This window comes from Xaviernesmea oryzae, from assembly GCF_900109605.1.
GTDB lineage: Bacteria > Pseudomonadota > Alphaproteobacteria > Rhizobiales > Rhizobiaceae > Xaviernesmea > Xaviernesmea oryzae.
This window is the reverse complement of record NZ_FOAM01000018.1, coordinates 54309-67893: the sequence shown is the minus strand read 5'-3', so window position 1 is coordinate 67893 and position 13585 is coordinate 54309. Positions and strand designations below refer to the sequence as shown.

11 protein-coding genes are annotated in these 13585 nt (G+C 65.7%); 9 read left to right on the top strand and 2 right to left on the bottom strand.

The genetic code is table 11. The features are described 5' to 3' along the window. Positions 1-110: 110 nt before the first annotated feature. Positions 111-1412, bottom strand: coding sequence for an extracellular solute-binding protein (locus BMX61_RS19690; RefSeq protein ID WP_075629903.1), 1302 nt, complete (start codon positions 1410-1412; stop codon positions 111-113). Positions 1413-1678: 266 nt separating this feature from the next. On the opposite strand from BMX61_RS19690, the gene BMX61_RS19685 reads away from it, so the two are divergent. After that, positions 1679-2677 (top strand): ABC transporter ATP-binding protein, encoded by a 999-nt coding sequence (locus tag BMX61_RS19685; RefSeq protein WP_075629654.1) that lies wholly within the window; start codon positions 1679-1681, stop codon positions 2675-2677. 127 nt (positions 2678-2804) lie between these two features. Here the strand turns inward: BMX61_RS19685 and BMX61_RS19680 are convergent, their stop codons facing one another. Beyond that, complete coding sequence (locus tag BMX61_RS19680; RefSeq protein ID WP_075629653.1) at positions 2805-4343, bottom strand: MFS transporter; 1539 nt, start codon at positions 4341-4343, stop codon at positions 2805-2807. 138 nt (positions 4344-4481) lie between these two features. Between BMX61_RS19680 and BMX61_RS19675 the strand changes: the two genes are divergently transcribed. From BMX61_RS19675 to gspD, 8 genes are all read left to right on the top strand, one after another. After that, entirely contained in the window at positions 4482-5426 is a 945-nt protein-coding gene (locus BMX61_RS19675; RefSeq protein ID WP_075629652.1) for a LysR family transcriptional regulator, read from the top strand. 148 nt (positions 5427-5574) lie between these two features. After that, entirely contained in the window at positions 5575-7251 is a 1677-nt protein-coding gene (locus BMX61_RS19670; protein ID WP_234794752.1) for a GspE/PulE family protein, read from the top strand. A gap of 6 nt (positions 7252-7257) precedes the next feature. Further along, positions 7258-8457: a type II secretion system F family protein gene (locus BMX61_RS19665; RefSeq protein ID WP_075629651.1), complete on the top strand. Its 1200-nt coding sequence runs from the start codon at positions 7258-7260 to the stop codon at positions 8455-8457. 190 nt (positions 8458-8647) lie between these two features. Beyond that, a complete protein-coding gene (gene gspG, locus BMX61_RS19660; protein WP_407703805.1) occupies positions 8648-9106 on the top strand; it encodes a type II secretion system major pseudopilin GspG in 459 nt (152 codons plus the stop codon). Positions 9107-9113: 7 nt separating this feature from the next. Beyond that, positions 9114-9533, top strand: a complete 420-nt coding sequence (locus BMX61_RS19655; RefSeq protein WP_075629649.1) for a GspH/FimT family pseudopilin — start codon at positions 9114-9116, stop codon at positions 9531-9533. Between the two features lie 259 nt (positions 9534-9792). Next, complete coding sequence (locus BMX61_RS19650) at positions 9793-10134, top strand: hypothetical protein (protein WP_139198967.1); 342 nt, start codon at positions 9793-9795, stop codon at positions 10132-10134. Positions 10135-10214: 80 nt separating this feature from the next. Continuing rightward, a complete protein-coding gene (locus BMX61_RS19645) occupies positions 10215-10868 on the top strand; it encodes a prepilin-type N-terminal cleavage/methylation domain-containing protein (RefSeq protein WP_075629647.1) in 654 nt (217 codons plus the stop codon). A 436-nt stretch (positions 10869-11304) separates the two neighbouring features. Beyond that, positions 11305-13578, top strand: a complete 2274-nt coding sequence (gene gspD / locus BMX61_RS19640) for a type II secretion system secretin GspD (RefSeq protein ID WP_139198965.1) — start codon at positions 11305-11307, stop codon at positions 13576-13578. Positions 13579-13585: the final 7 nt, after the last annotated feature.

Genomic DNA, 13585 nt, shown 5'->3' with positions numbered 1-13585 from the left:
GGAGGACGGCAGGCGGGAGGAGCCCGCCGTCCAGCCGGCGTGACGCGCCGGCGCTAACCTTGAACGCGCGTGTGTAAAGTCGCGCAGTGTCTTGCGCGCCGTCGCCGGTTTTACTGCAGACGCTTGAAGGCTTCCATGGACGCCTTGAAGGCGTCATCGACAGCAGCCTCGGTCGCCTCGGTGCCGGTCAGCACCTTGCCCATCATGATCTGGATCTGGTTGGAGATCTCGGGATAGACCAGCGCGCCGGGACGCGCCTGGCCGACCTTGAGCGCCTCGCCGAAGCCCTTGTTGGCGTCGCTCGAGAAGATCGCGTACTTCGTATAGAAGTCCGCGCGCGTCGGCAGCTGTTCCTGGATCTCGTTGGCCGGGCCCATATAGACCTCGCGGGCCAGAGCGGCGCACATGCCGACCTTGTCCTCGCTCTTGGCGAAGGAGGCGACGGTCCAACCGCCGGTGCCGGTGGAGCGTTCGCCGGCCGTCGGGCCGGGCAGGGGCGAGTAGGTCCACTTGGCGAACTCTTCCGGCTCCAGCGCGCCCTTCAGCTGCGAGAGCTGCCAGTTGCCACCGACGAACAGGGCGCTCGTGCCGGCAGCGGCGGCGGCGTTGAAATCGTCGTAATTGCCGATGGTGGCGACGCGCTTGGGGGCCGCACCGGATTCGACCAGATCGCGGTAATAGTTGACCGCCTTGACGAACTTGGCGCGATTGTCGCCTTCGCCGAAGATCGGCTTGCCGGCCTCGTCGACGAGCTTGCCGCCCTGGCCCCAGAAATTGGCGAGCCAGTCGAAGGTCGTGCCCTCATAGCGGCTGCCGTTGAAGAGAATGCCTTCCATGCCCTGCTCGACGGAGGCGAGCGCGGCCTTCTTGGTCTCGTCCCAGGTCTGCGGCGCGTCCTTGATGATCTCCTTGTTGCGGTAGAGAACGCGCAGGTCCGTCGACCACCACCAGGCATAGATCTGGCCGTCCGTGCCGGTGATGCCGTCGCGGATGAAGGGGAAGAGCTGGTCGATGTCGTCTTTCTTGAAGTACGGTGAGAAGGACTTGAGCACGCCGGCCTTCTTGAACAAGGGCAGGACGAAGCTGTCGACGGCGGCGCAATCTGGCGCGTTGCCGGATTTCGCCTGTTCGAGCATGCGGGCCTGTTCCTGGCCGATATCGCCCGACATCATCTGCAGTTCGATCTGCCAGCCTTTGTGGTTGGCGATGAAGTCGTTGAAGAGCTTGCTGTATTTGGCGGCGAGCGCCGGATCGTTGTTGCGCGGGCCATCCGTCGTCATGCGGAAGGTCATCTTGTTCGGCGCATCGGCCGGGCCCACCGTATCGCCGGTGATGATGTCGTCAGCCGAGGCCGCGGACAGCGGCGCAAGAATGGCTGCGGCGGAAAGAAGCGTGAGAAGGCGAGCCTTCAACGTCATGGACTGGGTCCTCCCTTGGAATTGTCTTCAGCAGTCTCTCAAGCCACGGAAAGCGCGCCGTCATGCCTCTCCAGCATAACGCGACGACAGCTCCGCCGGTGCGGGCGACGATGACGATGGCATACGAAAAGGCAGCCCCCAAGCCGCCGCTCCCGCACAACTCCCACTGCCCCATGCCTCCCAACAACCCGCTTCCCAGGCCGCGAAAAATAGATTAAATCACTTTTGTTTTGTGTCAAGCCACATGGTGGGAGGAAGAGATGGCGCGTGTCGAATTGCAGGATTTGCGCAAGTCTTATGCCGCGCTCGAAGTGCTGCACGGCATCAGCGTGACGATCGAGGACGGGGAGTTTCTGGCGCTGGTCGGGCCGTCGGGCTGTGGAAAATCCACGCTTTTGCGCACCATTGCCGGGCTGGAGAGCATCTCTTCGGGTGAGATTCGCGTCGACGGCAAGGCGATCAACGGACTTGCCCCGCGTGACCGCGACATCGCCATGGTGTTCCAGAACTATGCGCTCTATCCGCATATGAGCGTGGCGGCCAATATGGGCTTCGCGCTGAAGCTGGCTGGCATGCCGGCGCCGGAAATCGACAAGCGGGTCAACTCCGCCGCAAGCATTCTCGATCTCGAACGCTATCTGGCGCGCAAACCGGTGGCGCTGTCCGGCGGGCAACGCCAGCGCGTGGCCATGGGCCGGGCGATCGTGCGGGCGCCCAAGGTCTTCCTGTTCGACGAGCCGCTCTCCAACCTCGACGCCAAGCTGCGCGTGTCCATGCGCGCCGAAATCCGCGACCTGCAGAAGCGCCTGAACACCACAACCGTCTACGTGACGCATGATCAGGTGGAGGCCATGACCATGGCCGACAAGATCGTGGTGCTGAACGGCGGCAAGGTGGAGCAGATCGGCCATCCGCTAGACCTGTACCGCAAGCCCGCCAATCTCTTCGTTGCCACTTTCATCGGCTCGCCGCAGATGAACCTGATCACCGGTCCGCTGGCCGAGGCCCGTGCGGCGACCGCCATCGGCGTGCGGCCTGAACATCTGCGGGTGACCGGCGAGGGCGAAGGCTGGGAGGCGACGGTGACGGCGGCCGAATATCTCGGCAGCGACACCTACCTGACCGTCGACGTTCCGAAGGCTGGCCGCTTGCAGGTGCGCACGGAGGGTGGCGTGTTGCTGCGCCCGGGAGATCGCACCATCCTGGTGCCGGTCGAGGAGCATGTGCATCGCTTCGACGCCCAAGGCCGTGCGCTCTAAGCGGACTTTCATGCTATGCATATAGGCCAGGGCGGCCCGCTGCCATCGCGGGTGCGGGCCGCCCTGGTTTTTCTCGCTCTGAAATGTTGGGTCTCCTGCTCTACGTTTTCAGAGGTTTGAGCGCGGCCTACGAGGTCGACCCGGCCTCGCACGTCTTGCGCTGAAGAGTGGTCTCTTCCCGCCCCAGCGAAACGAAGACAACCAGTGCGATGAGGGCGGTGATACCAGACAGGAGCAGCAACAGCCAGGAGAAGGCTTGTCCGTAAAGCAGCTGGAGCTGCGCGCTGTCGATCCCAGGCATGGCGGCAAGGGCGCTGCTAAGATCGCCGATTGCGAGACTCTGCCCGGCCAGTTGGGCCTCGCCGGCAAGCCCGGAGGCCTCGATTCGCCCAGCAATCAGAAGCGAGAGGATGGCGCCGACGATCGCCAGTGCCACGCCTTCGCCTGCCACGCGCACCGTGGAAAAGATGCCCGTGGCCATGCCTGCCCGCTCTCTGGGCACGACGCTGACCGCAAGTCCATCCATCAGTCCCCAAGGCATGCTCATGCCTGTCCCGATCAACAGCATGGGCAGAGCGAGCGCCAGCGCAGGCGCGCCCACCGGCACAGCGGAAAGCCAGACCAAGCCGCCAGCCGTCATCAGTAAGCCGGTACCGCATAGCGCGGCCGGGCGCAGCCAGCGCGTCAGCCAGCCTGCGACCATCGGCAGCACCAGAAGCGGCGCCGACAGCGCGATCATCAGGCCGCCGCCGGCCGTTGCGCTCATGCCTTCAATGCCGAGGAAGCGCAGGGGCAGCAGGATGAGCAGCACGACGAAGCCATAGGCAGGCGCGGCCGCAAGCAATTGTACGCCGACAAAGCGCCTGTAGCGGAACAGCGACAGATCGAGCATCGGCCGCGCCACCGTCTGTTCGATGCGGATGAAGAGAATGAGGCACAAGGCGGCTGCGGCCAGCAGGCCGAGCACCAGCCCGTCACTCCAGCCACGTGCGGGCACGAGGAGCATGCCGTAGGTGAAGAGCCCCAGTGTCGTCGTGAAACCAAGCGCACCGGCCCAGTCGAGGCCGCGCGCGGCCGGATCGCGGCTTTCCTTCAACGCCACCAGGCCGATCAGAAAGGCGAGCGTGGTGAAGGCGACGACAGCGAGAAAGATGCTGCGCCAGCCAAGATGCTCGATCATCAGGCCCGAGGCGACCGGGCCGAGCGAGAGGCCGACGCCGAAGCTTGTGCCGAGCACGCTGAAAGCCCTCATGCGCGCGGCACCGTCGAATTCCTGTGCCAGCGCGGCCGCGCCCCCGGCATAGGCGGCGGCTGCCGCAAGGCCCTGGCAGCCGCGCAGCAGGTCGAACAGGACGATATTGGGGGCGGCCGTCAGGGCAAGTGAAACCAGCGCGAAGCTGCCGGCGCCGAAGAGGAAGACCCGCCGGCGGCCCAGGCTATCGGCCAGCGCCCCAGATGCCATCAGGGCCGAACCGAAGGTCAGCATGAAGGCATTGGTGACCCAGGCCATGGCCACCGGGCCGGCTGAAAGCGCCTGGCCGATCGAGGGCAGGGCCACCGCCGTGCCGGTGAAGGTCAGCGGCATGGCCGCGGCGGCCAGGCAGACCGAAAGAAGAGCGAGAGGGGGATGCGCTTGATGGGCGCGGGTGATGGGAGACGATCGCATGATCGATTCCTCCTGACTGTGAGGTTCGGGGACGGAGCAGCCCTCCGTCAGCGCGCTAATGTACTGACGCTTGAATAAGCGATAAGATTGCCGGCAAGCCGGACAATCCGGAACAAAACGCTCGAATGGAGTGCCTTCATGGATCGTCTTGCTGGCCTCACGGCCTTCGTCCGTACCGCCGATCTCGGCAGCTTCGCCGCTGCCGGCCGGGTGCTCGGCCTGTCGCCCTCGGCTGTGGGCAAGGCGGTTAGCAAGCTGGAAAGCCAGCTCGAGATCCGGCTTCTCCAGCGCTCGACGCGCAGCCTGCGGCTGACGGAGGAGGGACGCGCCTTCCACGAGCGCTGCCGCCGGATCCTCGACGATCTCGAGGATGCCCATGAAAGCCTTCTGCGCACGCGCGAGACGCCGCGCGGCGCCGTGCGCATGTCCTGCCCCGTCGTGTCCTATCACCTGATGCTGCCGGTACTGCCGGCGTTCATGGCGCGCTATCCCGAGATCGATCTCGATCTCGACTTCAACGACCGCATCGTCGACCTGATCGAGGAGGGGGTCGATGTCGCCATCCGCAGCGGCGAGCTGCCCGACAGCCGGCTGATGGTGCGCGCGCTTCGGCCTTTCCGCCTGTTGCTCTGCGCCTCGCCGACCTATCTCGCCCGCCACGGCCGGCCGGATTGCCCGCGCGATCTGGCGCGCCACTGCGCCATCGGCTTTCGTTATCCGAACAGCGGCAAACTGCAGATCTGGCCGCTGCGCAGGCCGGAGGGCGAGCCGGAGCCGAGGCTGCGCTATGTTCTGACCTGCAACAATATGGAAGCGCTGCGTGGCGCCGTCCTGCGCGATCTCGGCATCGGCTGTATGCCAGATTTTCTCGCGCAAGACGCGATTGCCCGCGGCGAGCTGGTGCCCCTGTTGCTTGACCATCTCGATGCGCCGGGCCAGTTCAATCTGATCTGGCCGTCAAGCCGGCACCTGTCGCCGAAGGTGCGCGTGCTCGTGGACTTCCTGGCCGAGCACCTGTTCGCCTCGAAGGCCTGCGCCCTTGGCCTTGCCTCGCAGCCCGCCACGGATCGCCGCGCGCGATGACGTTACTGCCCTTCTCGCGGGGCAGGGAGGAAGGCGCAGGAAGCAACGGCCATATGCCCGGTCGCTAAATTCCGTTGACGCAGGGTTTCCGGCTCGTCACAAACGGCGGGCGAAGGTTCGATGGCAAAAGCGGAAAGGCGGAGCCGGGGTGCAGGATCCGAGGGAGGCGGGACGGACGGAGCTCCTGCGGCGTTTGCGCGCCGCGGGCCGTATCCGTGAGGCAGGGGCAGACGCTGCGCCTGATGCGCTGCGCCAGCTGATGGCGCGCGCGCAGATGGAGCCGGCCGCCTTTGCCGATCTGGTAGCCGAGACCGCCGGGCTGAAACGCGCAGGCCTTGGCGATCTCCTGGCCGGCGAGCCCCTGGTCGCGCCCTTTTCCCAGATTTTTCTCAGCGAGGCGGCGATCTTTCCCTATCGCCGCGCCGATGGCGCGCTCGTCCTCGCCCTTGCCGACCCCTTCGACACCGATGGGTTGGAGGCGGTGGCGCTGACGCTGGGGCAGCCCGCGCTGCATGAAGTCGCCTCCTATGAGGATATCGATATTGCCATGCGCCGTGCGCTGGGCGAGGGCGCGGGCGAACAGGAGGGCGCCGCGCCAGCCGACGCGATGGCCGATGGCGACGATGTCGACCAGCTGCGCGATCTTGCCAGCGGCGCGCCCGTGATCCAGGCGCTGGACGAGCTGTTCGAGCGCGCCGCTTCCCTGCGGGCGACCGATATCCACGTTGAGCCGACACGCAGCGGCTTTCAGCTGCGGCTGCGCATCGACGGCGTGTTGCGGGCCATGGCCGCTCCGCCGGGCATTTCGCTGCGGGCGCTGACCTCGCGCATCAAGATCATGTCGGGCCTGAACATTGCCGAGCGGCGCGTGCCGCAGGATGGGCGCGCCCAGGTGAAGCTGCGTGGCGGTCGCGAGCTCGACGTGCGCGTCGCCACCATGCCGACCACCCAGGGCGAGGCGGCGATCCTGCGTTTGCTGGAACGCGGCGGCAAATTCACCGAATTTTCCGATCTCGGCTTTTCGCCGCGCGACGAGGGCGTGATGCGCCGCCAGCTGGCCGCGCCCTATGGTCTGATCGTCGTCACCGGACCGACCGGCAGCGGCAAGACCACGACGCTCGCCTCCGCGCTGTCGGTGCTGAATGATTCCAGCCGCAAGATCCTGACGATCGAGGATCCGGTGGAATATGAGATCGCCGGCATCAGCCAGAGCCAGGTGCGCCCGGCCGTCGGCCTGACATTCGCCAGCGCGCTGCGCGCCTTCCTGCGCCAGGATCCTGACGTCATCATGGTCGGCGAAATGCGCGATCAGGAAACCGCGCGGATCTGCATCCAGGCTTCGCTCACCGGCCATCTCGTGCTGTCGACGCTGCACACCAATTCGGCCGCCTCCGCCATCACCCGCTTGTCGGACATGGGCATCGAGCCCTATCTCGTCGCCACCTCGCTCGGCGCCATCGTCGCCCAGCGGCTGGTGCGCGTGCTCTGCCCGGATTGCCGGCGGCCGCGCCTGCTAACGGCCGAAGCCATCGAGAAAGACCAGCGCCTGGCCGCGGTCGGCCTTGCGCCGGGCATGCAGCTTTACGAGCCTGCCGGCTGCGAGCGCTGCGGCGGCATCGGCTATCGCGGGCGCCAGGCGATCTTCGAGGTAATCGAGGTCGGCGAAACGCTGCGGCGGATGATCATCAAGGGGCAATCGGACAGCGAGCTGGAGGCCGAGGCCCGGCGTGCGGGCATGGATACGATGATGGCGGACGGCATCGCCAAGGCGCTCGGCGGCATGACCTCGGTGGATGAGGTCTTCCGCGTGGCAACCCTGCGTTAGGCCGACATGGCGCGGTTTCATTACAAAGCGCTGACGCTCGATGGGCGCGAGATCGCCGGAGAGGCCGAGGCCGCCGACGAGGCAGCACTTGCGGATGCGCTGGCGGGCGCCGGCGGCATCCTCACCGAAGCGCGTGAGCAGAAGACGGCGGGCTCCTGGCGCGCGCTGTTCACCCTGACGATCGATGCTGCGCAGGTCACCACGTTTCTGACCGAGCTGGCCATGCTGCTGCGCGGCGGGCAAAGGATCGACGAGGCACTGGCGCTGCTGGGAGAAGGGCGCAAGGGTGGGCTTGCAGGGATTATCCGCGCCGTGCGATCCGACATTCTCTCCGGTCTGGCCCTGGCCGATGCCTTTGCCGCCCATCCCGCCGCCTTTCCGCCGGATGTCGTAGCGCTTCTGCGCGTGGCGGATTCCACCGGCCGGCTGGACCGCGCGGTCGACGCGGCGGCCACGCAGCGGCTGCGCGGTCAGGCGCTGGCCGAAAAGCTCGGCGCGGCCCTGCGCTATCCGGCGTTTCTCTTCGTCACTGCCATCGGCGTGCTGATCTTTTTCCTCACGTTCGTCATCCCGCAATTCACCGGCATCATCCGCGATTCCGGCAGCAAACCGGATTGGGCGATTTCCACAGCCATTACCCTGTCGGACGCGCTGAACGCGCATATCGACGCCTTGAAGATCGGCGCGGTCGCCCTTGCTCTTGCGATTTTCGCGGTGATGCGTGTGGATGCCTTGAAGCGCCCGCTCCTCGGGCTGTTCGCGCGCTTGCCCGTTGTCGCGGGAATTCTGGAGCTGCGGCTGACGGCGCTCTTCTGCCTGACGCTTGCGACGCTGATCGGCCAGGGCGTGACCGTTCCGCGCGCGCTCAAGGTGCTGGGCGAGGTGGCGGGCGAACGGGCCCGGCCTCGGCTGGAGCGCATCGGCGATGCCGTTCGTCGCGGCACCAGCCTTGCCGATGCGCTGGAGCAGGAAAATTTCCTGCCCGCCATTGCCCGGCGTATGCTGCGCATCGGCGAGGAATCGGGTGAGCTGGAGCCGATTGCCGCTCAGGCCGGTCAGCTTTATGAACGAAAGCTCGAACAGAGGCTCGATCGCGTCACCGCCATCATCGGCCCCGTGGCCATCCTGACGATTGCCGGGCTGATCGGCGGACTGATGGTAACGATCATGACGGCGCTGATCAACGTCAACCAGATGGTTGCCTGATGGCAGGTCGAACACCCGCCTGAAAGCTCGGGATCGACGGCCGCAAGAGCCAGTATGACCGGCATTTAACTTGACAATATTAGGATGATCTTGCTCTGTCCTGCGGACACGAGCAGGCGGACACGGCGTTGCGACCTTGCGTAGCCTGGGCACGCCGAGACAGAATATCGCATGGGTGGACAGGCGGATGATGAGGCAGGAGAAAAGGGTGCGCCGCACAGCGCGCCTGGGTCGTAGCAGAGAAGCCGGCTTCACGCTGATCGAGATGCTGGTCGTACTCGTCATCATCGGCCTGCTTGTAAGCCTGGTGGCACCGAAGGTGTTCAATCAGCTCTCCGATGCCCGGGTGAAGACGGCGCGCATCCAGCTGCAGAATTTCGCCAGCGGGCTCGACATGTTCTATCTCGATATGAGCCGCTATCCGACCACGGCCGAAGGGCTCGCGGCGGTCTATGTCAGGCCGGCCAATGCCAAGGGCTGGAACGGACCCTATCTGCGTGGCAATGATGTGCCCAAGGATCCCTGGAACCACGATTACATCTATCGCTCACCGGGACAGGGCCGACCTTATGAGATCTTGTCGCTTGGGGCCGATGGCGCCGAGGGAGGCACGGGCGATGCGGCTGACATCAAGAGCTGGGAGAACTGAGGCAGGGATGACGCTGGTGGAGACGCTTGCCGCGCTCGCGGTGGTCGCGCTCGGCACCATGATCGTCACGCCGGCGCTCACCATCGTGACCTCGCCGATGCGGCTGGGGCCGCTGGCCGCCGACATCGCCGCGCTTCTGGTCCAGGCCCGCAGCGTAGCCATTGCCACCAATGGCGAAGCGGCAGCCATCGTCGATCCCGTCGGCGGGATCGTCAGCGCCGGCGCAAGACGGATTTCCATGCCGCCCGGCGTGGCGCTCGATCTCATCGCGGCCGAGAGCTGCCGCGCGGCCGGATCCGGTGTGGCGATCACCTTTTCGCCGTCTGGCAGCAGCTGCGGTGCTGTGATGCAACTGGCGCAGGGCGAGCGGCGCCTGAAGATCCGCGTCGATTGGTATAGCGGCCATGTCTCGATTCAGAAATCCTGACGGTCCCGAGCCGCCGCCCGCCGGACGTCTGTGGGCTTTCAAGCGCACATCCCGTGTTCTGCCGGCAACGGATGCGCTCTTGCTTGTTCGCCGCTTTCGCCCATCTGTTCATCTAGCCATCACGTCACGTCGCGCTCCCCTCCAGGCCCCATCTCGCCGGTTCAGGCGTGGCGATGAGGCGGGCTTCGCGCTGTTCGAATGTCTTGCCGCCCTTGGGGTCGCGGCGGTGGCAGGTGCCGTGTTGATCCAGGCCTTTTCGTTGACAGCGCGCAGCGCGGCCCAGGCCGAGGACAGCGTCACGATCACGCTCGCTGCCGGCTCGATCATGGATCGGCTGCGGCTGCAGCCGACCATCGGCCAGACACCTGATTTCGATGGCATCGACGGCGCCTATCGCTGGACGGCGTCGGTTCGCGCCCTGCCGATCGGTGAGGCAGGAGCAGATGAGGCGGGCTCGGGCGGCGATCGTCTTGGCCGTGCGCCAAGCGGCACGCCGGCGCAAGCCATGAACCCGATCACGCTCTACAAGATCGATCTCGACGTGCAGTCTCCCTCCGGTCGCCATCTGCAATTGGCGAGCCTTTTGGCAAAGGCGGAATAGGAGTGGCGCCTGCGGCCGAGCGAGCGCGCGCGCGCTATAGGCTTGGTGTGGGAAGGCGCGGCCACGGTTCTGGCCGGGTTTTGGCGCGTACCGGTAGCGCTGGGCACTCCGGCTTCGCGCTGGTGGAGCTCTTGGCAGCCCTGGCCATCACCGCCCTGCTGGTCGCCTTGTTTTTGCCCATCGTCTCGACTTCGCTGTCGCGCTGGTCACTGACGATCGCACGCGGCGAGCGGCTGGATGAGGTGACGCGCGCGCGCGTGAGCCTCGGCCTTGAGCTGGAGAGCCTGGCGCGGCTGCCGGCGACGCCGGAGCGGAGAGCCGAAGAACCACAGGGAGAGGGACAGGCGGATGCGCCGCTCTGGTTTCGCGGCGATGCCACATCGGTGATCTTTCCCCGGCTCTTCACAGAGCCTGGCAAGTCGCCATCGCTGATGGCCGTTGCGCTGACCATCGAGGACGCCGATGGGCGCCTCAATCTCCTGCGCCGGTTTGCGGCATTCGACCGCGTGCGTCCTACTGTCGACCCGCGCAGCCTCGGCCACCCCCATGCCGTTCTCACGCAGGCGGTCAGCATGCGTTTCATCTTTGTCGACCGCAATGGCGAGCGCAGAGCCCGCTGGGAGGCGCGCCCGGACCTGCCGTCGATCATCGAACTGTGGATAAGCTTCGGCGAGGGCAAAGATGACAAGCGTCTGCTTTCTCTTACTCTGCCGGCTGGTCCTGAGGTGCAATAAGGGCGCCGCAGCCGACAAGGGCCACAATGCCGGCTCCGGCGATGCGTGAGCACGGACAAATGGCGATGCGTACAGCGGTTGTGTAGCAATTTGCGCGCAGCCGGCGACTTCAGCGCTATCTTGACAAGATCATAGTCAATTTCGCAGATTATCGACGGGGTGGAGACGGTGAAAGCCGGATGGCCATGACGACACCCACCGCGCCGATGCATCGGGAGGGTGTGTTTCCCCATCACCGCGCGGTCTGGCTGTTGAGGTCCGGACGTTGAGGGCCGGACAAGGGCGAGGCGAGCATGTGCTCGCTTATTGCCCGCTCCCTTCATCATCGTCTTGCCGAGAGCTGCGCGCGGACAGGTTTCGCGTTGGGAGAATGTGTTTGGTTCCGTCCAGTTTCAGGCCAGTTCAGGTCCGGGCTCCTGCCGGAAGCGCCTCGGCCATGCCCACGCGCCAGCATCATGGCCTGTTCGCCAACCGGCCGGTCGATCCATCTGCACGGTTTAGCCATTGTCTTGCCTGGGTGGCGCTGCTTCCGGTTCTCGTGCTTGCGGCTCTGCTGTCCCTCAGCCTTTCCGGCTGCACCGCCGACAGCGCGCTTGACCCCAACTATCTCTCGGCCAAGGCGCCGACCGGCTTCGGCGCCGACGACCTGAATGCGCGCACCGGCGCCCGCACCCGCAGCGGCACCGTTCTTGGCGGCGGCGGGAGTGCTGGCGCGCGCGGCGCGGAGCTTTACCCCGGCACGGAGGCGCGCATGCGCAGCAGCGCCGAGCCGGGTATCTCCGCTTCGGGAGAAGGCTATCTCTTGAATTTCGAGAATGCCGATGTGGCCGCCGTCATCAAAGCCGTGATGGGCGATGTGCTGAAGGCCAATTATACGGTGGATGGCCGCGTGTCCGGCTCGGTGTCGATTTCCTCCGCGCGCCCCGTTTCCAAGGCAAGCCTGATCCCGGTGCTGGAAACCGCGCTGAAGAGCGTAGATGCCACGATCGTCAACAGCGGCGGGGTCTATCGTGTCGTCCCTTCGCCTGATGGAATCGGCGGCAGCCGGCTGGAGGTCGGCAGCGCCTCTGGCGGCTATGGCGTCACCGTCATCCCGGTCAAATATGTCTCGGTGGCGACGCTGGCCAAGCTGATGGAGAATTTCGTCACCAAAGCCGGCGCCATCCGACCCGATCCGGCGAGCGGCATCGTGCTGGTGATGGGCACAACGGCCGAGCGGCGCGCGGCGCTCGATGCCGCCGCCGCCATCGATATCGACATCATGCGCGCGCAATCGGTCGGCATTTTTCCGCTGGCCAACTCCTCGCCGGAAACCGTCGTCGGTGAAATGCAGAAGATCGCGTCTTCAGGCGAGGGCGGCTGGGCGCAGGGTCAGGTGCAGTTCCAGCCGATGGACCGCATGAGCGCGGTGCTGGTGATTGCGCGCAGCAACGAGATGCTGAAATCGGCGGGCCGTTGGATCCAGCGGCTCGATCGCCTCGATCCGGCCGCAGTCGGCGTCAAGGTCTATAAGCTGCGCTATGCGCCGGCCGCGAAGGTGGCGGGCATGTTGAACGACATTTTCTCCGGCCGATCCGGCAGCACGCCAGTCGGCACCTCCGACCGCGACGCGCTGCAGCCTTCTTCCGCCAGCGAGCAGGGCAAGGATGTGCAGACTGGCGAAGGCAATGCGCGCTCCGGCGTTCTGACCGCTTCGGCGGGCCAGGACCCGGCGGCGGCCGGCATCGACACCCATGGCGCCAGCCTTGCCATGGGCCCTGCATCCTCCGCCTCCTCGGGCGGAGGCAATGATGCGGTGCGGATCACGGCGGATACGATCAACAATTCGCTGCTGATCTATTCCAGCAAGGAGCAATATCGCTTCATCGAGGCCACCATCCGCCAGATCGATCAGGCGCCGGAGCAGGTGGCGATTGAGGCGACCATTGCCGAGGTGGCGCTGACCAACCAGTTGCAATATGGTGTCCAGGCCTATCTGGAGAGCCGAAATCTCGGGCTGGGCACCGGCAATGGCGCGGGCGGCTTCACCAGTTCCTCCAGCTCGCCACTGGTCAATGCCGTCGTGCCCGGCGGCAATCTGATCCTCGGGTCCACCGTCAGCCCGCGCATCGTGCTGAACGCGCTGCATGCCCTGACCAGCGTGAAGATTCTCTCGTCGCCGTCGCTCGTGGTGTTGGACAACCAGACGGCCAGCCTGCAGGTCGGAAACCAGGTGGCCATCAAGACGCAGAGCTCGCAATCGACCGACAGCACCAGCGCGCCCGTCATCAACAACATCACCTATAAGGACACGGGCATCATCCTCAACGTTGCGCCGCGCGTCGGTGCGGATGGGGTGGTGACGCTCGATATCCAGCAGGAGATTTCGAATGTGGTCGACAATTCCGGTGGCCGCGACGGCCTGACGCCCACCATCTCCCAGCGCCGGGTGAAGAGCCAGATCGCCGTGCCCAGCGGCCAGACCGTGATGCTCGCCGGCCTGATCAGCAACAAGACCACCAATGGCCGCTCCGGCCTGCCGGGCTCGCAGAACTGGGGCTTCCTGGGCGAGCTTCTCTCGACGCATGACAATCACGCCGAGCGCAACGAGCTGGTGATCTTCATCAAGCCGCAGGTGATCCACGATCAGTTCGATGCACAGGCCGCCGCCGAGCAATTCCGTGCGCGCCTGGATGCACTGAATTCGGCCTATCGCCGTCCGCGCGGTTAGGGTTCAG

Coding starts and splice junctions, on each gene's coding strand:
- BMX61_RS19680 (WP_075629653.1), bottom strand. CDS start 4,343: ATGCGATCGTCTCCCATCACCCGCGCCCATCAAGCGCATCCCCCTCTC.
- gspG (WP_407703805.1), top strand. CDS start 8,648: ATGAGGCAGGAGAAAAGGGTGCGCCGCACAGCGCGCCTGGGTCGTAGC.
- gspD (WP_139198965.1), top strand. CDS start 11,305: ATGCCCACGCGCCAGCATCATGGCCTGTTCGCCAACCGGCCGGTCGAT.
- BMX61_RS19675 (WP_075629652.1), top strand. CDS start 4,482: ATGGATCGTCTTGCTGGCCTCACGGCCTTCGTCCGTACCGCCGATCTC.
- BMX61_RS19685 (WP_075629654.1), top strand. CDS start 1,679: ATGGCGCGTGTCGAATTGCAGGATTTGCGCAAGTCTTATGCCGCGCTC.
- BMX61_RS19665 (WP_075629651.1), top strand. CDS start 7,258: ATGGCGCGGTTTCATTACAAAGCGCTGACGCTCGATGGGCGCGAGATC.
- BMX61_RS19655 (WP_075629649.1), top strand. CDS start 9,114: ATGACGCTGGTGGAGACGCTTGCCGCGCTCGCGGTGGTCGCGCTCGGC.